General features: G+C 31.9%; 17 protein-coding genes and 3 pseudogenes. 12 read left to right on the top strand and 8 right to left on the bottom strand.

The features are described 5' to 3' along the window. Positions 1-11: 11 nt before the first annotated feature. Complete coding sequence (locus tag ACYQ73_RS17045; protein WP_460013591.1) at positions 12-677, bottom strand: lipoprotein BA_5634 family protein; 666 nt, start codon at positions 675-677, stop codon at positions 12-14. A gap of 198 nt (positions 678-875) precedes the next feature. Then, positions 876-1153: pseudogene (locus ACYQ73_RS17040) on the bottom strand (IS3 family transposase); the annotation flags it as partial. A 324-nt stretch (positions 1154-1477) separates the two neighbouring features. On the opposite strand from ACYQ73_RS17040, the gene ACYQ73_RS17035 reads away from it, so the two are divergent. Next, positions 1478-3439, top strand: a complete 1962-nt coding sequence (locus tag ACYQ73_RS17035; protein WP_460013590.1) for a methyl-accepting chemotaxis protein — start codon at positions 1478-1480, stop codon at positions 3437-3439. Between the two features lie 261 nt (positions 3440-3700). On the opposite strand, the gene ACYQ73_RS17030 is transcribed toward ACYQ73_RS17035, so the two are convergent. Further along, positions 3701-4774 carry a hypothetical protein gene (locus ACYQ73_RS17030; protein ID WP_460013589.1) on the bottom strand — a complete coding sequence of 358 codons (1074 nt, stop codon included), beginning with the start codon at positions 4772-4774 and terminating at the stop codon, positions 3701-3703. A 393-nt stretch (positions 4775-5167) separates the two neighbouring features. On the opposite strand from ACYQ73_RS17030, the gene ACYQ73_RS17025 reads away from it, so the two are divergent. The 9 genes and pseudogenes from ACYQ73_RS17025 (at position 5168) to ACYQ73_RS16985 (ending at position 13537) form a co-directional block, all read left to right on the top strand. Beyond that, positions 5168-5566 carry a hypothetical protein gene (locus ACYQ73_RS17025; RefSeq protein ID WP_460013588.1) on the top strand — a complete coding sequence of 133 codons (399 nt, stop codon included), beginning with the start codon at positions 5168-5170 and terminating at the stop codon, positions 5564-5566. Between the two features lie 733 nt (positions 5567-6299). After that, positions 6300-7214: a metal ABC transporter solute-binding protein, Zn/Mn family gene (locus ACYQ73_RS17020; protein ID WP_460013587.1), complete on the top strand. Its 915-nt coding sequence runs from the start codon at positions 6300-6302 to the stop codon at positions 7212-7214. A gap of 10 nt (positions 7215-7224) precedes the next feature. Further along, a complete protein-coding gene (locus ACYQ73_RS17015) occupies positions 7225-7953 on the top strand; it encodes a metal ABC transporter ATP-binding protein (RefSeq protein ID WP_460013586.1) in 729 nt (242 codons plus the stop codon). 11 nt (positions 7954-7964) lie between these two features. Continuing rightward, positions 7965-8837 (top strand): metal ABC transporter permease, encoded by an 873-nt coding sequence (locus ACYQ73_RS17010; RefSeq protein ID WP_460013585.1) that lies wholly within the window; start codon positions 7965-7967, stop codon positions 8835-8837. Beyond that, the gene (locus ACYQ73_RS17005; protein ID WP_460013584.1) at positions 8834-9703 is read left to right on the top strand and encodes a metal ABC transporter permease; all 870 of its coding nucleotides are present in this window, start codon (positions 8834-8836) and stop codon (positions 9701-9703) included. Before ACYQ73_RS17010 ends, ACYQ73_RS17005 begins: the two co-directional genes overlap by 4 nt. 96 nt (positions 9704-9799) lie before the next feature. Next, positions 9800-9877 (top strand): annotated as a pseudogene (locus ACYQ73_RS17000) (siderophore ABC transporter ATP-binding protein); the annotation flags it as partial. Positions 9878-10256: 379 nt separating this feature from the next. Continuing rightward, positions 10257-10943: a response regulator transcription factor gene (locus ACYQ73_RS16995; RefSeq protein WP_460013583.1), complete on the top strand. Its 687-nt coding sequence runs from the start codon at positions 10257-10259 to the stop codon at positions 10941-10943. Further along, positions 10940-12730: a HAMP domain-containing sensor histidine kinase gene (locus ACYQ73_RS16990; RefSeq protein ID WP_460013582.1), complete on the top strand. Its 1791-nt coding sequence runs from the start codon at positions 10940-10942 to the stop codon at positions 12728-12730. The genes ACYQ73_RS16995 and ACYQ73_RS16990 overlap by 4 nt, the downstream gene beginning before the upstream one ends. Before the next feature lie 123 nt (positions 12731-12853). After that, entirely contained in the window at positions 12854-13537 is a 684-nt protein-coding gene (locus tag ACYQ73_RS16985) for an N-acetylmuramoyl-L-alanine amidase family protein (RefSeq protein ID WP_460013581.1), read from the top strand. Positions 13538-14715: 1178 nt separating this feature from the next. Here the strand turns inward: ACYQ73_RS16985 and ACYQ73_RS16980 are convergent. From ACYQ73_RS16980 to ACYQ73_RS16960, 5 genes are all read right to left on the bottom strand, one after another. Then, positions 14716-15213, bottom strand: coding sequence for a DUF4358 domain-containing protein (locus ACYQ73_RS16980; protein ID WP_460013580.1), 498 nt, complete (start codon positions 15211-15213; stop codon positions 14716-14718). A 21-nt stretch (positions 15214-15234) separates the two neighbouring features. Further along, positions 15235-16374, bottom strand: a complete 1140-nt coding sequence (locus ACYQ73_RS16975; RefSeq protein WP_460013579.1) for a DHHW family protein — start codon at positions 16372-16374, stop codon at positions 15235-15237. 52 nt (positions 16375-16426) lie between these two features. Beyond that, on the bottom strand, positions 16427-17833 hold the full coding sequence (locus tag ACYQ73_RS16970) for an MBOAT family O-acyltransferase (protein WP_460013578.1): 1407 nt from the start codon (positions 17831-17833) through the stop codon (positions 16427-16429). A gap of 88 nt (positions 17834-17921) precedes the next feature. Continuing rightward, complete coding sequence (locus tag ACYQ73_RS16965) at positions 17922-18608, bottom strand: GDSL-type esterase/lipase family protein (protein ID WP_460013577.1); 687 nt, start codon at positions 18606-18608, stop codon at positions 17922-17924. Between the two features lie 509 nt (positions 18609-19117). After that, on the bottom strand, positions 19118-19258 hold the full coding sequence (locus ACYQ73_RS16960; protein ID WP_460013576.1) for a hypothetical protein: 141 nt from the start codon (positions 19256-19258) through the stop codon (positions 19118-19120). Between the two features lie 670 nt (positions 19259-19928). On the opposite strand from ACYQ73_RS16960, the gene ACYQ73_RS16955 reads away from it, so the two are divergent. Together ACYQ73_RS16955 and ACYQ73_RS16950 are read left to right on the top strand one after the other, a co-directional pair. Beyond that, on the top strand, positions 19929-20732 hold the full coding sequence (locus ACYQ73_RS16955) for a polysaccharide deacetylase family protein (RefSeq protein ID WP_460013575.1): 804 nt from the start codon (positions 19929-19931) through the stop codon (positions 20730-20732). Between the two features lie 154 nt (positions 20733-20886). Continuing rightward, positions 20887-21250: pseudogene (locus tag ACYQ73_RS16950) on the top strand (MFS transporter); the annotation flags it as partial. Positions 21251-21366 lie beyond the last annotated feature (116 nt).

The raw sequence follows: 21366 nt of genomic DNA, 5'->3' as shown, positions 1-21366 counted from the left end.
TCCTTAATAAATTATTTTATAATTGATAAACCTTTTGAAAATTTTATACCATCGGAATGGGTTAAAATTTGTGTAAATTCATTCTCTGTTTTTACTGATTTGGCATCATTCATATCAACAATTCCATTATTATTTCCATAGACCTTATTAAGTTCTAATATCCCCATATCTATTTCTTCTACAGGAATTTGATTAAATATAGAATTGTTTACAATTAGAATAACCTCTTCATTTGCCATATCCCGACTGTGACCAAACCAAGCATTACCCCCATAACTTACTGTTATCTCTTTATCAGCAATTTTTATCTCTTTCTGATTTTGATATTTTTTATCTGCAAGTAACACCGCATCGTTATTTTTTATTTCAGGTAATGTGTGAATTGGTTCTGATACTGGAATATTAGAATTTTCCCCTTTTCGGAATACTCCTTTTGTTACTATATCTTTCGCTGTTTTTTGATCCATAATTAATACTGGATGGCCATTTTGTTTTGTTATCTTGACTTTATATAAATCAGTAGATTTAACCTTGTTTTTTTGGTCTACTTTTATTTCTTCTATTGTTTGTTTGTCACCTAAGATTAAAATTGCGTTTCTTGGTTCAGTAAAGGTAAATGCCAAATATAAACCGAATAATACAGCACCAAATACACAAAGATTTTTTATGATATTCATTTTTTCCCTCCATATTTAAATAGATAAATTTGATCTAAATTCTTCACTACTATTTAATTTATTTTGTTTTTCTAATATGGAGTTTAATATTAGTACCTACTATTTCCTATCGAATTACCTATAACGTATCTAACAAAAATTTTAGATTTCTAAAAGTTTCGTTATAGTAGGTGATTGCTCTAAAAAAAATCTGCTAATTTAAAGGAGGTGATGTCTGTATCGTGCAGTCGTCATCTTTTTTAAGTTCCATTGGTCAATATAATGGTTGTAATAGGACAAATAAACTTCTTATTTTTTTATTACATCTTCTAATGTTTAATATTTGTTTCATCTTTAAAATACCCAAAAAACGATTCTTGTGATGGGTTATCCCAACAGTTGCCTCGTTGTGACATGGATTGATTTAGTCCCATTTTCTGTACAAGCTTTTGGAATTGAGGTTTGGAATAGTGGAAGCCTTAATCCGAGTGGATAAATATACACTTTCCGTTAGTTTGATATCATTCTTCTTCAAATTCCTTATTGTATTCAGGGCGGTATGTAGGGGCTCTATTTTCACTTGAATGATGAAGACATGCAAAAATAGAAGGTTTTATGTTAGAAAAATCAAAAAAATGAAATAGGGGTTTTGGATTTAAGTATTTCGTCCGATAAAAGCTTTGGGTGGAAATTTAAACGATAAAAGAAGGGAAGGTTGTGAACAGAATAGGGGTGGTATTCTTTTTGCGTCTAAAAAGAAACCACAAAATTGTACAAAATACGCATCTTAAAAACTAATAAAAACAAAAGGAGAACGGTTTATGAAAAAAATATTTGGAACATTTAAGGGTAAGCTGTACACATTATTTGCTCTTATCTTACTGGTACCAGTTATTTCTGTAGGAAGTTTATCGTATCTTTCAGCAAAAGATTCAATAAAAGACGAAATACTTTTTAGTGCGAATGAAAGTGTAAAAATTTTAAATACACTAATCGATCAAACCATTAGTGAAAAAATAAATGATATCACTGTTTTTAGCGAGGATATTGATTCTTCTAAGTATGAACAGCAGGGGTTTGCAGTACAAACAAAATTTCAACAATATATAAAGCTGCATCCGGATGTTCAGAGCATTTATATTGGGACAAATGAGGGGGCATTTTTTCTAGAACCAAAAACGAATAGCGCCGATTATAATCCTTTAGAACGAGACTGGTATAAAGAGGCTACAGCATTAAAGGGAGAAGTCTTAATTACGAATCCTTATATAGGTGCAGGAACTGGAGATTTAGTCGTAACAATTGCTCGTCAGTTAAAAGATCAATCTGGGGTAATAGCAATTGATATAAAATTGACAAATCTCCAAAAAATTGCTAGCTCTATCGCTATCGGAAAAAATGGATATCCTTCTATTTTTGGTGAAGATAAAATGGTCATTTCACACCCTACTATAGAACCGGGTAGCGAAATAAAAGAAAGCTTCATCGACAAAATGTACGACAGCAAATCGGGTACGTATGATTATGTCTTTAACGGTGATGACCGAATTCTGTTCTTTACAACGAATGAACTAACAAACTGGAAAATCACTGGAACTATTTTTGCGAAGGAAATTGACCAATCAGCATCATCTATTTTGTATCAAACGTTTCTCGTACTAATCGCTGCAATTGTAATCAGTGCGATTGTATTCTTCTTTGTCATGAAGGCAGTTATAAAACCGATTAAATTGCTCAAGGATAGTGCAGTAACCATAAGTAAGGGTGATTTAACTGAGAAAGTGACGGTAAAATCTCATGACGAGATTGGACAGCTAGGGCAAGCCTTTAACGATATGCAAGACAGCTTAAGAACTCTTATTCAAAAAATTGAACAAAATGCTGAAGAAGTAGCCTCGTCAGCAGAAGAGCTAACAGCCAATGCTAATCAAACAAGCATTGCTACAGAAAAGGTGGCTATATCGATTCAAGATGTTGCTTCGAGTGCAGACACGCAAACGACGAGTGCGAATAAGAATGCAGAATCGTTACAGGAGCTTTCGAAGGCTATTCTTCATATCGCGGAGATCTCATCTACTGTGACGGATCTTTCACAGCATGCAACGCTACAGGCTGATGAGGGTGGAAAGGCAGTCCAAAATACAAAAGATCAAATGCATTCTATTCATTTATCGGTAACAGATTCTAACACGAAAATTCAATCATTACATGAACGCTCTAAGCAAATTACATCCATTTTAGATGTGATTACAAGTATTGCAGATCAAACGAACTTACTTGCTCTCAATGCAGCGATTGAGGCAGCAAGAGCAGGGGAGCATGGTAAAGGTTTTGCAGTAGTTGCTGATGAAGTAAGAAAGCTTGCGGAGCAGTCGCAGGAATCTGCACAACAAATTTTCGAGCTAATCCATGGCATTCAGTTAGAAACAGAACAATCTGTAAACATTATGGCAAAAGTTACAGAGGATGTTCAAAATGGACTACATGTATCGGATGAAGCCATCTCGAAATTCCAAGTCATTAAGACAAGCATGGATAAAATTACTCCTAAAATGGAAGAGGTATCTTCTGCCTCAGAACAGATGTCAGCAAGTGTACAAGAAGTGACAGCTGTGACGGAGGATTTGGCATTCTCAGCACAAGGAAATTCAGCTGCTTCAGAGGACGTTGCAGCGTCTACAGAGGAACAATTAGCTTCGATGGAAGAAATTAATGCTTCTGCACAAGCTCTTGCGCATATGGCAGACGTATTAAAACAGCTAATTAGTCAATTTAAATATTAACAGAATCAGATATAACATTCTTTTTTACATCTTCTAATGTTTTGCGTTTAAATAAAAGAGGCTGGGACAAATGTGTTTCAGCCAACAAAAATACCGAACTATCCAATGAAACTCTCATGAAGTGTTTCGGAATAGTTCGGTTTTTCTATTTATCGTGTTTTGTTAATTTAGAGATTATTCGGTTTTATGAAGGAACCATTTAGTTATGTCCCAGCCCCTTTTATAAGGATGGATTTTTATTTTCTAAGCTCAATTAAAAAACTACATAATTTCTTTATAAAGATAACGAAGGTAGCGCCAACGAACGATAAAATAGTACATAACTTGTAGAGATAAAAAGAATGTTAGTAAGAAGACAGAATCCATTACAATAGAAAATGAGACGAGCTTCTGTAGTGCAATAAATGCAATAATACTATGAAGTAAAGCTATTACAATTGGTAAAAAGAACATGATACAAAGTTGGCGTGTAATTACTTTTTTTAGTTCATTTTTTGTTAATCCAATTTTCGCGATACTCATGTATTGATGTTTATCTCTTTCTAAATCAGTATATAGACGTGAGTAAAGGAAACTTGCAGCAAAGGTGAAAAATAAAATTCCAACTAGTGCACTTGTAATAATTAACATTCCATTTTCCTGTTTTTCAACTAACCATTGTACTACCAAAGCTTTAAAAGCATATTTTCCCGCTTCATATATAGGAAAAGCATTCTCTAATTGTTTAGTGACTGCTTCTGATTTCTCCCAATCCTTGATAGTAAACAAATGATAATTCAATTGTGTACCCTCATTCTGACTTGGTAGGATTTTTTCAAACATTTTATCAGAAACAACTATCATTCTTTCACCAGCGTCTTTTCCATCCCATCCAAGGTAGGGAACTGTTTTTTTGACACGTAAATGAATATCTGTATCTTTTTGAACTAAGTCGATGGTTTTATTAATATTTTCTTTATCTTTGAATTTCTTTAGCTCAGCAACTGTAGTAGGAACTAATATGGTTTGATTGTCATCTTTAAGAGCTTCTTTAGGTTGTCCAAGTATAGTAGCGATATGGTTAAAATCCGTTAAACTAAAAACAAGGAGATTGTTTTGAATTTCTTTAGGAGCAACTGTCACTGTACGATATGAAAATTCAGCTTCTTTTAACTTTTTATTAATTTCTAAAAGATGTTTTTCTTCTTGTTTATTTTCAGGAGAAGAAATGTAAGTGTAGGAAAAGGGATTAGTCATCTCAGATAACCCTGGATTTCCGAGAGACATAAAGGTGCCGATTCCTGTAAAGGCAATAGCTGAAATAATGGAGGGATGAAGGGGATCAATGAATAACATGATAGGGTCATTTAAGATTCTTTTGTTGGGCTTTCGCTACTCAGAGTGCCAGCAGACTTGAACGTAACTCAACAGGAAAGAAACTACCTAAAAATCCCACAGCAGAAGATTTTATTTTTAAATATGGTTATTAAACAGTAACACTTAGGAAAGTTTCGGAGTAACAAATGGCTTTATAAGTGGTGGTAATTAGTGAAATATGAAACCCTTCTTAAATTCCATTAGATTCTTATGGGGTAGTTGATTTCTTATTGGATATTTATGTTAATATCACTATAATGATTGTGAAGAAATGTACTTAAACTACCGAAACAGGTTAGTTCAAGAAGGAGTACAATGATTTTTTTGAAGAATATAGTTCTTCAAATGGAAAATAGGGGGGAATTGTGATTTATGGATAGAACTGAAGAACTTTTAAAAAATTTTGGTTTAGTACCTGAGATTGATTTTGTGGATAGAATCCGAAATTTATTAAAAGAAGAAATAGAGAACGAATCATCGGAAAATAATGAATACATAAAAACACTATGTATTCAATTATTTGCTTTAGGATATGTTGACGATACTCTGTTAATTTGGAGAGCAAAGGAAAAGGACTTTGATACACATAGTTATATTGATGTTCAACTATTATGTGGTGCAGGATTAGAAAAGACACTGGGGTATCTCCAAAAAATTGATACTTTAGAGGCAAAGAAAGAATTAAGCTATTTATGGAAATGTAAAGAAGATTTTGAGGATTTTAATGTAGAAGAAGTCTTAAATTTTTATAAAAAGTATTACGGGATTTAGGGATTTTTGTATAAGGTCATTATAATTCCTTGTTGAAAGATTGGAATAAGGATTGATAGTTACTTTACCATATTTAGATGATTTCAATTCAAGTGTTACACAATAATGAAAGAAATATAAAAAAGGCTGGAACTTAAGTATTTTCAAAATGAATTCGTAAAGCGCGAAAAATCAATGTTTCTAAAATTGATTTCTCGCGTTTTTTAATGTTTTGAGCAGTTATATATTATCCTAGCCATTTTTGTGCTAGGCAAAAGTAAAATATGTGTAAATTTTCAGAAGAAAAAACTTTCTTTCGAGAAAATTTTGTAAAGGGGTTGATTTTTTTTCGTATTGGGCATATATTTTTCTTTAAGGAAACAAAATATCATCAAGGAAATAAAAATGTGTAAATGAAAGAATTTGGTAATTTGAAGCTTACATTTTTTTCGTGAGATATTTCACCGATTTTAACATTTTGTAGAAAACGTTCGAGTCTGTCGAAGCGGGAATGATGATAATTGATAAGCTGGCGACAGCTTGTAAAAAAATCAGATAAAATAGGCTACTGGTGATATGAACTAGATGTTGACAGCATGCGATTTGGGGGTATAGCAAACAATTGACCTTCTGAAAAAAGTGATAACAGGAAGTAGCGCGATATTGCCCTTTAAAGATGTCTAGTTGTCAGATTGATCATATCAACTACGGATTATGCCTAAAATATAAAGAGAAAGAAGAGGTATTGAAATTTATGAAACGCTTTTTAGGAGTACTTGTTTTATCATTTTCACTATTGCTATTTGGTTGTTCTACTGAAGTAGAGGGTGAAAAGAAAGGAGTTGTGGTTGCAACAACTGGTCAAATTGCAGATGCAATTAAAGAAATTAGCGGCGATCATTTAAAGGTAACAGCTTTGATGGGACCAGGGGTAGATCCCCATTTATACAAAGCTACACAAAGTGATTTGTCAAAATTAGATAAAGCAGAAGTTATTTTTTATAACGGATTACATCTAGAGGGGCAAATGCTTGATATTTTTGAGCAAATGTCAAAAAACAAAACTGTGCTCGCTGTTGGTGAAAAATTAAATAAGAAGGATCTACTCGTTAGTGATGATGAAACTTTGATACATGATCCACATATTTGGTTTGATATTGAACTTTGGAAAGGAGTCGTACAGGCAATCGGAGACCAACTTCAGGAAGAATATCCGCAATATAAAGAGGAATTTGAAAAAAATGAGGAAGCTTATTTGAAAAAGCTTGATGAATTACAAACATATGCAAAGGATCGAGTAAACGAAATCCCAGAAAAGCAGCGTATATTAGTAACAGCCCATGACGCGTTTAATTATTTTGGTAGAAGTCAAGGATTTGAAGTGCGTGGCTTACAGGGGCTAAGTACAGATTCAGAATATGGTGTGAAAGATGTGCAAGAAATGGTGAACTTTTTAGTGGTAAACAAAATTAAAGCCATTTTTATTGAATCAAGTGTCTCCGATAAAGCAATGAAAGCTGTTATTGAAGGTGCAAAAGAAAAAGGTCATGACATTGTGATTGGTGGAGAATTGTTCTCGGATGCTATGGGTGCTGAGGGAACAAAAGAAGGTACATATATCGGTATGTATCAACATAACATCGATACAATCGTCAATTCATTGAAGTAGGTGAAAAAATATGAATGCATTAACAGTTGAAAATTTATCAGTCGCATATGATAAGAAAACAGTATTAGAAAATGCCTGTGTTTCAGTTCCTACTGGACATCTCTCAGCGATTATAGGTCCAAATGGAGCGGGGAAATCTACATTTTTAAAGGCCATCTTAAATCAACTACCGAATAAGGTAGGAAGAGTTGAAATTCTCGGGAAAATTTTTGAACCAAAAAGCTTAGTAGTTGGGTATGTACCTCAACGCAATGCTGTAGATTGGGATTTTCCAACTAATGCTCTTGATATTGTACTAATGGGACGTTACGGACATACTGGATTATTTAAAAGACCAACTAAGAAGGATAAAACTTTAGCACAACAGGCTCTTGCTAGTGTAGGCATGCAAGATTTCGCTGATCGTTCTATCGGTCAACTTTCTGGCGGACAACAGCAACGGGTGTTCTTAGCAAGAGCGCTAGCCCAAAATGCAGATATTTATTTCTTAGATGAACCATTTGCAGGGGTAGATGCTGCTACAGAAAAAACGATAATCGATATTTTAAAAGATTTAAAAACTCAAGGCAAAAGTATTTTTGTCGTACATCATGATTTACAAACAGTAAAAGAATACTTTGATTATACAATTCTTTTAAATAAAACAATTTTAGCATCAGGAGCAACAGAAGATGTTTTTACACCGGAGCAATTACAAAAAACTTATGGTGGTAAACTATTCATGCTGCAAAATGTATAAGGAGGGAGAATATGTTAAGTGGTAACTTGCTGTGGGTACTAGTCGGTACGATGTTACTTGGAATAGCTGCAGGTATAACTGGGACCTTCTCCTTCCTGCAAAAGCAAAGTTTGGTAGGCGATGCGGCGGCACATGCTGCACTACCAGGAATCGCACTTGCCTTTCTATTAACAGGGCAAAAAGAATTACCTATTTTAATGCTTGGAGCGGGCATTACATCTGCTTTGTCTGTGTATTGTATACAATGGATTGTTTCTTTTTCGAAATTGAAAGCAGATGCAGCGATTGGGTTAGTTTTAACTGTATTTTTTGGGATTGGCGTTGTATTTTTAACAGTTGTCAATCGTAGTCCATTAGGCAATCAAAGTGGTCTAAATAATTTTATTTTTGGGAAAGCAGCGACGATGACAAAAGCTGATTTAATGTGGTTGCTTTTAAGTGCAACCATAATTATTGTGGTCAGTCTGCTTCTTTATAAAGAATGGAAGCTCCTTATCTTTGACCCTGTTTATGCCAAGGGAATTGGCTTACCGATTGAAGCTTTAAAAGCTACCCTAACTGTTTTAATTGTCATGACTATCGTCACAGGCATACAGGCAGTGGGTGTAATTTTAATGTCGGCATTATTAATCATTCCAGCCGCTAGTGCTAAATTATGGACAAGAAAGCTGAGCTCAATGCTTGTACTTAGTGCAGCAATTGGTGGAGTGTCAGGTATTACTGGAACCTTTATTAGCTCAATACGAACAGGATTATCGACAGGTCCTATTATTGTATTAGTAGCAGCTGTCATTTTCTTTATTTCCTATTTCATTAGTCCAGCTGGGCAATTTAATAAATATCGTAGGAAAATGCAGTTTAGAAAGCAAGGTGAGTTAGGTTGATTGAATTTTGGGTTGTTTTTACCGGCATATTAGTCGGCATTACATGCGGGATTGTAGGTGTCTTTCTAATTTTACGAAAAATGTCGATGATAGCAGATGCGATTAGTCATACAGTATTGTTTGGCATCGTCATGGCTTATATTATTACCCAAACATTAAATGGTTTTTGGATGCTTATTGGTGCGGCGATTGCGGGCATACTGACAGCCTACCTTGTACAATTGCTACATTCATCTGGCATTCAAGAGGATGCCGCAATTGGAGTAGTCTTCACTTCTTTGTTTGCTGCAGGTGTTTTACTGATTACATTATTTGCTGGCAATGTTCATTTAGATGTTGAACATGTATTGATGGGTGAAATTGCATTTGTACCTTGGGATAAATGGACATTGCTGTCGATTACAATGCCAAAGGCTGTCTGGATGCTACTATTCGTGTTAATGATTAATATAGGTTTTCTTCTTCTATTCTTTAAAGAAATGAAGTTAGCAACATTTGATCCAATTTATGCTGCCTCTATTGGTATTCCAGTTATGTTCCTTCATTATGGATTTATGACCTCTATTTCTTTTACCACAGTTGCTGCATTTGATAGTGTAGGTGCCATTTTAGTTGTAGCGATGTTGATTGGACCAGCAGCAACTTCCTATTTAATTAGCAAAACGATTAAACAAATGTTTATTTATAGTATGCTCTTTGGTGCTTTAGCATCCGTAATGGGATACTATTTAGCGAAGCTTTGGGATACGTCTATTGCAGGAATGATGGCAACAACTGTAGGTTTAATATTTATTTTTACATTAGTCACTCAAAAAATCGTTGAGCATAATAGAAAATCGCACATAAGTAAATTAGAAGTTATGTAAGAAGGTGTTGGGACAAAACCTCACTAAATAACAAGAAGCCCGGAAAATTTTACGAATAGTAAAGCTATCCGGGCTTTGTATTTAAACATATTTGAGTTGGATATGGAGAAAGGTCAAATTCAGGTGGCAAATATGGATGTTTCTGAATCCAAATCAAAAGACTTAGCAAAAATAAAATTGCGCCAATACATTTCCCAATAAAGTATTATTATATGATTTAGAAAAATGTCTGCTTATTGGAAAAGTAGACATTTTTATGTGAAATTTTGGATATAACAATGTACCTCTAATTGTAAATGGATAACATTTTCTAGATATTATATGTTTATATTGCAAATTTTAAAAGAATCTTAAAAAATAAAATGCATGCCGTAATAGAACAATGGTAAAATTTCTAATTATTTTTTAGTATTTTCTGTAGAATTTAAATTTAATATATCTATAACTCATTTTGATACAATGAATTTAGAGGAAAAGCATAGTAAAATTTATAAATTGAAAAGTATAGAAATAAAAAATAATGTAATTATAAGAGAAAGATTGGAGAAAAATAATGCAAAAAACAATTTTAATTGTAGAAGACGAAGATATTTTACGTGAAATAGTTAAAGATTATTTATTAAATGAAGGTTACGATGTGTTAGAAGCAGCAGATGGAAAAGAAGCTTTAACCATATTTGAAGAACACGAAGTACATTTAATTATTTTAGATATTATGTTGCCAGAGTTAGATGGATGGTCTGTTTGTAGAAGAATACGTAAATCATCCGATGTACCCATTATTATATTGACGGCTCGTGTGGATGAAGATGATACATTACTTGGTTTTGAGCTGGGGGCAGATGATTATGTTACAAAGCCTTATAGTCCACCAATTTTATTAGCAAGAGCGAAACGATTAATTGAAAGTCGATATTCTTCTGCAGATAATGGATTAAATGAAGATATTTTAACTAGTAACGGCATCCATGTACATTTTCCCTCTCGTACAGTAACTGTAGATGGGGGAACTATAAATCTGACACATACCGAATTTGAAATATTAACGTATTTAATGCAAAATCGAGGGATTATTATTACGAGAGAACAATTAATAATTAAAATTTGGGGTTATGAATTTGCTGGGGATGATCGTACAGTCAACAGTCATATCCGTAATTTACGTCATAAATTAGGACATAAAGCAACTTGTATTGTAACTGTTGTCCGGGCTGGTTATAAATTTGAGGGGAATGTATGAAACAAGGAATTGTATTAAAATTATTTTTGCTAACAACAGCATTATGTACACTTATATTAATTACTATTTTTATTGGACAAACCCTGTTTTTTAAGCAATATTATGCTAACAGAAAGGTCAATGATATTAAAACAAGTATTGAGTCTTTTGAAAAAGCATATGTAAAGGCTGAGTATGATTCTAAAACGATTCAAGAATTGGAACAAAATTTCTACCAAGAAAATACATCATGGATAACAACGTTAGATAGTTTAGGAAATATTAAAACTGCAAATGATTTTTCTTTAGAAATACAATTAGATCCTTCTCAAAACAAGAATTTCTCTAATCGTGTAATTCATATCCCATTGTATAGTTTTATCGATTTAGAAGATATACATCGAACTGTGTTTCTTTTAGAGCAGGGGAATCAAATCGTTATTGATGGAGTACAAAAAGGTGAAACAATAGTTCCTGCAATTTTAACAGTTGAAAATGGGAATGTTGTTCTAGAGAATAAGCAACTATCAGAAATGTTATATGGAAAACAAACTGCAGAAACTACTCCAAAATCAGACTCACAAATATATTTAGTAGGTAGTATTAAGAGAGTACAATTGCCACAGGGCACTGTAGGGACAAACTTTCTTTATACCAATCGCTTATTGCTAAATAGGGTAAAACAGTTTCAAGTGAATTTAATTATGAATGAAAATCATAATAATGTTGATTCTACAGAAATAATGGATTATGAGGAGAATGGTGTTAAATATAAAATAATAATTAAACCGACAAAAGATTCAAATGGTAAAACAAATTATATTTTTGCTATGACATCATTACAACCAGTTGATGAAGCTGTACAGATGATTCAAGATTATTATGTATATTTAATTATATTTGTATTGATTCTTATCGTTTTAGTATCATTCTACTACTCCAAAAAAATTGCTAAACCATTGTTACAAATAAATAATACTACAAAAAAAATCGCGGATTTAGATTTTTCGGAAATGATACCTATTACTACCAAAGACGAAATTGGCGATTTATCGCACAATATTAATACACTTTCAAAAACTTTGAATTCGTATATTATTCAGCTACAAGAAGATATTGAGAAAGAAAAACAATTAGAAAATACACGTAAAGAATTTATTGCCGGTGTTTCACATGAATTAAAAACGCCTTTAAGTATCATGAAAAGCTGTATTTCCATTTTGGAAGACGGAGTCGCTAGTAATAAAAAAGATTATTACTTTAAGGCAATGTCAAAAGAAGTAGATAAGATGGATACGCTTATTATTGATATGCTGGAGCTAGCAAAATTTGAGTCCGGTACGTATAAGATGGAAATGGATGTTTTCTTTATTGATGAGATTATAGAGTATATATACGAGCAAGTAGCTTTAGACATAACAAATAAGCAATTGCATGTTCGTAAGTATCTTTCTAAAATTGAAGTAGTTGCAAATCAAAATAGAATTGAACAGGTTATTACGAATTTTATTACCAATGCTATTCGATATACACCAGAAAACGAAAATATTATTATTTCAACTATTGAAGAAGAAGAACGTGTGAAGGTGCGTGTAGAGAACAAAGGAACACATATCGCTCCAGAACATTTAGAGAAAATATGGGATCGTTTTTATAGAGGGGATACCTCCCGTCAACGTTCTAAAGGTGGGACAGGATTGGGGCTTGCTATTTCAAAAAATATTTTAGAGTTACATGGTGTACAATATGGTGTATCAAATACTGAAGATGGAGTATTATTTTACTTCTATTTAAAGAAAAACGTGTAGATGTTAATTTTACACGTTTTTTAATTTTAAACAAAATCGATCTTATCTGCATTTTATCTTTATCAGTATTCATTAATATTTTCATTAGAAAATGAATTGAAAACTGATAAGGAGATTGTTGAAATGAATAAAAGAGCAATATTGTTTATAATAATAATGTTAATAATAGGGACAGGCTTTAGCTTGATAAGTGCTAAAGGACAGAAAAATATATCAAAAGAAGATTTGCGCTTGAGTGGAAAAACAATTGTAATTGATCCGGGGCATGGTGGAAGAGATAAAGGGACAGAAGGAAAGTTCCTAGGAACAATTGAAAAAAACCTTAATTTAAAAGTAGCTCAAAATATAAAAAAAGAGCTAGAAGATAGAACGGATGCAAAAGTTATTTTAACACGTGAACATGATACTAGTTTACTTCCAGAAACGAATCAAAAAGAAGAATTACAAACACGTGTCAATGTAGCGAAAGACCATTCAGCGGATCTTTATATCAGCATTCACCATGATGCTTTTGAGGATACAAATGTAAAAGGAATAACAACTCATTATGGAGCTAATAAAAGAAAAGATAAGCAATTAGCTAAAATTGTGCAAAAATCTATTTTTAATAAAAAAATAGATACTCGGGACAGAGGTGTTCAAGGTAGTGATTTTCTTGTTTTAAGGGCAAATTCTTCACCAGCAATTTTAATTGAGTTAGGATTTACTTCTAACGAGGATGATGAAAGAAGAATGAATTCACCAGAATTTCAAGCAAAAACACAACTGGGTATTGTTGATGGTATTATTGAGTATTTTATTAGTTAACAAAATAATTAAATTAAAAATACAATTCTTTCTATGATTTAATCAGAAAGAATTGTATTTTTTGTATGTTGAATATTATATTGCTCAAATGAAGAAAATTAATAGTAGAGTTAACTGCACAGTCACTTAAGGAAATCTTTAATCTCCATGATATTCTGATTCGATTTCAGCTAGGATAGATTGTGCTTCATTTTCAGCTTCAAATTTACCCTCGAATAAATTTAAATAGTGCATTGATAGAGAATCGAGGGTATTAAAGTATAAATGTCTGTATCGAAATGTACATTTTTGCTTGTCTAAGCATGTACACTTTCGCTCAAAATGCGCTCCTCTATACATATGTATGAATAATTACAACTTAACATGGAGACCTCTACTCACATGATTCGGCAGCCAAAAGCCCGCTATTACAAGGGCTGGCTGACCGAACAAGGTTATCATGCTCGCCCCTCCATGTAAAGTTGTAATATACAGTAGGAATCAAAAATGTACATAGTTAACCGAGCGTTTTTGTACATACTAATAAGCGCATTTATATTAAAAGTTTCTTTAAAGAGTTTAAGGAAGTTTTCTAAATCCTCTACTACGTTATCGAATGTATTGATATAAAATTGTGGTTTGTTAGAGTAAAGACAAAATGTAATACCATGAAAAGTTTTATTGTTTCCTTTCTTATGTTTAACTGTTCATTCGATTTTTCCATACAATTCATCTATATAGGTATATAGGTAGGTTATATAACATATTATAAATACTGTTTTATCATTTGATTTATTTCTTTTTTTAAACTCGACTACCTTTGTAAATAACCCTTTTAAATTATGAGTATTGTACGGAATATTTCCTTCACTTGTCAGTCATTCTCTTAATTAGTTTTCGCCGTCTTAACATTTTTAGTTATTCATTGTTAACAGGGCTTCTTCTTTATGAGTGAATTCACATAAAGAAACCTCATTGATTAAGTCCGTTAATACCGATGGATTGAAGAAATACCATTAAAACTGGGGAAGAGAAGGCATAAAAAGCAGTTGATTAAAAAGGAATTCAAGTGGTCAGGCTGTATAGTAAAAGAAGCAAAGATGAATAGCTATATAAGCATTTAAATACATTATCGCTGTGGTAAGTCCTTAATACAAGAAAAAATAGAGAGTGGGGAACACTCTCTATTTTAGTCAATTTTATTTAAGGGCTTTATCAAAGGTTTTTTCTATTTCATCAGAGTCTTTTGAAATAGCTAAGAGAATATAGCTATCTTTGGTTTTTAAAACATGTTTTTCTATTAAGAAATATTCTTCTGGTAGATAGTCTTTAAAGCTTTTTGATTTTTTTTCGATTCTATTTAAAATTTTCTCTTTCATGTTGTCTATATTTTTCATATCTTTCACTTTAATCACAGCAATTTCATCCGCTTTAATGTTTGTAGGGGCAGTAAATAGAACAAAATTTTCAACTTCATCAGTATTTATGTTATATAACTTTTGAAGTTTTTTATTATCTCCTTCTTTCATTTCTTCTAAGTTAGTAGCGTGACCAATTTGTTCTCCTATTTCTATAGCAGAAAGATTACCAGATGTTTCTTGTTTTCCAGAACAACCACTTAAAACTACTAGAGTAATAGTACAAATAAAAATAGTTATAACAGATTTTATATTAAAAGATTTTATTAAATTTCTCATAGGTTTAATTCTCCTTGTCGTTTATTCGGATAAATCAGTTATAGATGAATCCTCAAAGAAAGTATTTGCATTGTAAAGCAGTAGCATTTCATCGATTTTGTTTTTTTGTATAAACATATTTAGGTTATCGTTATAGTATCTAAGATCAATTACATAAATTTCACTAAAATGAGATAGTAAAAAAGGAAGTAAGGCATTTGCATAAGAATCTTTTACAACTAATAAATTTTTTCCATTCGTATTGTCAGTTGTTATCTTCACTAATGGATGATTTCCGTTGAAAAAGACAGTATATTTATCTTTTTTCTTGATGTTATTCATCTCATAAAGGGATCTAGAGGTTTTATCTTCATCGACATATTCCACTTTGTAATTGATAGCTTCCTTAGGCTCGTATAATTCAATGCTATCAGGATCTATATGTCTAAAACCTGCTTTTGAATATAGTGAACCATAGAAACTATTAGTAATTTTTTTTATGTTGAAAGACTCTTTTGGGGTAGGAGTAAATTTCATATTTTTACTCAACTCTAGGTATGCATAATACGCGCCTTTAGTAGTCCAATGATGATCGGTTTTATAATATATATATTCATTCTTTTTTGAACTCAATATAGGATATACATCAATAAAATTGATTTCCTTATCCAAGGATTTCTTTACTTTATCAATATACGTAACCTCATCATCATGAGAAACATAATTAGGAAGTTTATTATCTAAAATACTAATTGCCGTAGGTACCAACATGACGTGCTTTTGCACATTTGGATTTGCAAGATGAAAATCATTTATTGCTTCAATTTTACTTTTCATATCTTGATCTTCAGGTTTATTAAATTTTTGAAGTAAAAAACCATTCTTACCGATATATACTCCGTTATTTTCTTTTTTTCCTATTGTTCGATCTATATCAGATTTCATGCTTATCCAAAGATCTCTAAATGCAAACTGATCAGAAATATATTTTTCATAGTTAGGAGTGAATTTTTTATCTAAAAGATTTTGAACAGAGAACGTTGGTAACTGTTCTAAGTTTCTATTCTCTGATTCTGAAAATGATTTATTTGGAGTTAATAAATTAATAATGAACATGCCACCTATAAATAGCGACAACAAACCCGCCATTGTGTATTTGTATATTTTTTCGTACTGATTCAAGCAATTCACCTCTTTCAAACTAAATATGATATCTATGTTCTATAGATAAAAATTAAAATCTAAAATATAGGAATGGATTATATGTGTCGTTTACTAAATATGCAGTTGACAGACCTACTAGTATTACATAAAAGATTGGAATACAAATAGCACCTGGCAATTTCAATTTTTCTCTTAAATATACAAATGCTTTTTTGGGGAATGGTGTTGAACAAATTGCTAAGATACAAAATAGTGTAAAATTAGTTGTTAAATAATAGAGTGTAGTCTTATCCAAGAAAGCAGTTTGATTAAAGCCAAACATTGTTCCAATGTAACTAATTGCTACTGATAAGTTATCAAATTCAAAAAATACCCATCCAATTAATACGATGATAAGTGTGTACACATGTGCAATAACACGCATTCTATTTTTAAGCCATTTTAAAAGAAATAGCTTTTCTAATGTTACAAATAATCCAAAATACAGCCCCCAAACAACAAAATTCCAGCTAGCTCCATGCCATAATCCTGTTAAGAACCAAACTATAAACAAATTTCTAAGCTGTTTGAGTAATCCTGACCGATTCCCCCCAAGAGGGATGTATACATACTCTCTAAACCAAGAGCCTAATGAGATGTGCCATCTACGCCAGAATTCGGTGACACTTTTGGATATATAGGGATAGTTAAAGTTTTCCGGAAAATCAAAACCAAACATTTTCCCTAAACCTTGAGCCATAGCTGAATAACCTCTAAAATCAAAATAAATTTGGAAGGCGAAAGCAATAATCCCAAGCCATGCTGTTAGAATAGTAAGTTCTGACATAGACGTTGTTTTAACACTTGTCCAAAGAAGTCCTATATTATTAGCTAAAAGTACTTTTAGTGCAAGTCCTCTAATAAATAGTTCCATTCCTTCGCCAAAACGATCTAATGTTACTTTTCTATCTTGTAATTGTTTATCAATATCGCTGTATTTTACAATTGGCCCAGCGACAAGTTGTGGGAACATCGTTACATAAGTACCGAAAGAAATAATATTTCTTTGTGCAGGTACATTACCTAAATATACGTCTATCACATAAGACATGGTTTGAAATGTATAGAAAGAGATTCCAATTGGGAGTGGGAGAGTCTCAACGTGAATATTTAAGTTAAAAATGGTATTGATGTTGTCCACTACGAAACCATAATATTTGAAGAATCCAAGTATTCCTAAATTTATTATGATTGAATTAATGAATATAGCTTTTGAAATACCCTTATGACTTCTATATTTGTCTATAAGTACTCCATTTACATAGTCAAATAGGGTAGAGAATATCATAATTACTATATATACTGGCTCACCCCATGCATAAAAAATTAGACTGACTCCAAATAATACAAAGTTCCGAAGAACCTTAGGGGATATATAGTATAAAAGAATTGCTAATGGTAAAAATAGATAAAGAAAAATTAAGCTACTGAATACCAAGATTCGTCACCTCCTAAATAGTTAAACTTTACTTTTGAAAAAATTTACAGTCCCTCTAATAGAACTGTAAATTTTTTATCTATGGCCACTACTTAACAGAAATCTTTAAAAGGTCGAGTAGCTGCGTATAATAATTAGCTTTAAAGTGTACTCCATCTTCATCATGTAAATCTGTGTTTTTGTCAAAAATTGGGGATAAATCAATGTATTCTGCTTTTTCAGCTTTTGCTAATTCTTTAAGTTTCGTATTATAATCATTAATATATTTATATTGTGGATACTCCTGTAATGCTTTATCTGTAACAGGTGTTACAGATAAAATGTGGATATTTGCATTTGGAAGTTTTTCCTTTACTTTTTGTATTAGTTTGGAATAATTATCTATTGAATACTTGACTGGATTATCGATAGGGTTACCCTTAAGATCCATTCTCATCAGTAAATCATTAATACCAAAACTCATAAAAATGTGTTCTGGCTTTTTTTCTACTACTTTTTCAACATCTTCTTCTATGGCTATAACTGTAACTTTACCTGCATCAGCGATAACATTTGTATCATCGATTAATTCTTGGTAATTAATTCCTTCTGTAATAGAATCTCCAAAAAATAAACTATTTTTAAAAATAGATTTATATATGTCATCCGATTTTTTTTCATGAGCTGTATTTTGTGTGACTGTATTCGAAGTTTTTTCAGTCCCATTATCTACACAAGCTGCGGAGGTTAGTGCAATAGCCCCCATCATTAAACAAGTACATACTTTCTTTAACATTTTTTTCTTCCTCTCAAATCCTATATTTTGTAAGCGATAGTCACTTGCATAAGCATGTCGTTTACAAAATATAGATTAATTGTTAGGGGTAAAGATAAGATGCAGATAAGATATAAATCATTTAAAGAATAGACAAAGTGAAGGAAGGGAACTTTAAAAAATATAATGTTGCTATCTCTAAATAATTATTCGGAAGCTAATCAATTTAGAGAATTTGAGTTGTGATAAATAAAAAGGAAGTGAATTATTGCTTGTAGCATTAGTTCGCTTCCTTTTGTATTAGTTTTAAATAATACACACTGTATTTTGTATGCCTTTTAGGGTTTATTTCAATTTATTTTTTAAGTAATCCAACCAAATTGAGTAAAATTCAGGCTTAAAATGTATGCAGTCCTTCACATACAGATCTTTTGAATATCGGAGATAAGTCGATGAAATTTACTCGTTCGTTTTTCGCTAACGCTTTAAAACCTTCATTAAAATCATTAATATTATGATAGCGCAATACATTATGCGCACGTTCCTATGTAACGGGTGTAAGCGATAGGATATTTATCTTCGTTCGGCTTTTGGTTAACTACTTGCTCAACATCTTTATGAGCATCTCCAATTGATTTCCCCATAGCACTTACTACATTAGCCTCGTCCAATAAAACAAGATCATGAGTAATTGAATCTCCTAAAAATACACTTGTTTTAAAAACGGATCTAAATGTAGAAGAATATATATTTGACACAGAGGAGGATTCTTTTTTCAGTTACCTAGATAGGCGCATTAGGAGTTAAAATACGCTATTGTAGCAACTTTGGCACTTTCCCGAGCACAGTCAAGCAAAATGGAAGATGAATAAAAAAATCATATCCCTTAGTTATTTATAAAGAAAAAAAGTGAAATATTATTTATGAGCGGGGAATTATGACAAGTGATTAATAGGCATAAATGATGTGATTAATCCAAGGGAAAAACGCAAATTGGTATAGTGAATGGCATTAATTATTGCTTACTAACAAACACACTATTCTTTCTATAGTATAACAAGGAAGAATAGTATTTTTTTAGTATAGATATATTAAATGTAACGCAATACACATATATTTATTGGAAATTAATTAGTGATTTTTGAATTTGAGAATAATTTAAAAGTGTAAATACAATGGATTATTCTTTAACTGATTTCGACATTATCTACATTTTATCTTTATCTTTCTCTATTAAGCTAATTATTGTAATAAACGGTTGAAAATAATGAATCCACGAAGAAAGGGTTAGCGTTATTAACAATTAATATTAATAGTCAATAGAGAAAGGATAGACAAATAATGAAAGAATCAAGGAATAAAATAAATGTAATAACTAAGGTGGTAATATCATTAGGAATTGCTCTAGCAATATCTTTTTTCATATTCTCTTTAATTGGAAAGAGCAACTCTATTCCAACGGATACGCAACTACATGAAAAGCTAAATGAATCATCACCAAAAAAGCAAGAAATACCGGATGGAAAGCCAGTTGGGAAAGTTGTTTATTTAACATTTGATGACGGTCCTACTGCATTAACAAGTCAATTTTTAGAAGTACTAAAGGAACAAAATATTAAGGCAACATTTTTTATGATAGGTGGTAATTTACAAAATACGAATTATCAGGAAAATGTAAAACGAGCAGTAATAGAGGGACATTATATTGGAGCACATAGTATGTCACACAATAGTGATAAACTATATAAAAAAGGACAATTTGTATCAGAGATGAAAGAAACGTTAGCTCTTATACATGATATTACAGGTACAAATCCTAAACTAGTTCGCCCACCGTATGGTTCTGCACCAGGATTGAAGAGTAAAGAAATTCGCAATCAAATTGCAAAATCTGATATACGAGTATGGGATTGGACAATTGATTCTCGTGATTGGGAATTAAAAGATAATCCAAATCAGATAATAGAAAATGTAAAAAGACAAACAACAGAAGATGTAGAAGTTGTTTTGATGCATGAAAAATCACAAACATTACAAGCGCTTCCTGAAATCATTAAATTTTATAAGGAGCAAGGATATAAATTTGGAGTATACAACGATGCAAACCATTTTTATCTAAACTTCCAAAAGGATCACAGAATATAACATAGAAATATTATTTTTAAACAGTCGGTCCTAATAAAAACAAAGGCGAACTTTTAATCCTAAATCAATAATTAAGTCTAATGTTAGCATTGATTGTTTTATGTATTTAAAAAGATTCCTTTGTTAGCGTTCGGTTTATAAAATGGTTACTTAAGGGGGTGTGGCAGGGCCAAACTTAGTAGATATTATGGTGAAATTTGCTGTATCCATTGGTGTTCCGGTACTTGCATGTCCATTTATATTATCAGCAACAGCATTTATTTTAGCAGGTCTTGTCCTGTTTGTTATGTTGCGTCCCGACCCATTAGAAATAGCAAGAATGATAGAAGCGGACAGACGAAGAGAATGAATATGGAAATAAGATGGGATCCCTAAGTGAAAAAGCTATCAATAAAAGAGGTCTTACAGTCGGTGCAACGGTGATGGTACTTACTCAGATCGTAATGGTTGCTATCATGTTGATGACACCAATACATATGAAACATCATGGTTATGGCTTATCGGAAGTAGGAATTGTATACAAGTCTGGCGGATGCCACGGAATTATGCTGAGTATAATTGATTGGTTTAAATCACAAAAATGATAAAACTTTTTATACACATATAAAACGATAAAGTAAAAATCCATTTTGAT

The organism is Lysinibacillus sp. CTST325 (genome assembly GCF_054665055.1).
This window is presented reverse-complemented; position numbering and strand designations above follow the sequence as displayed.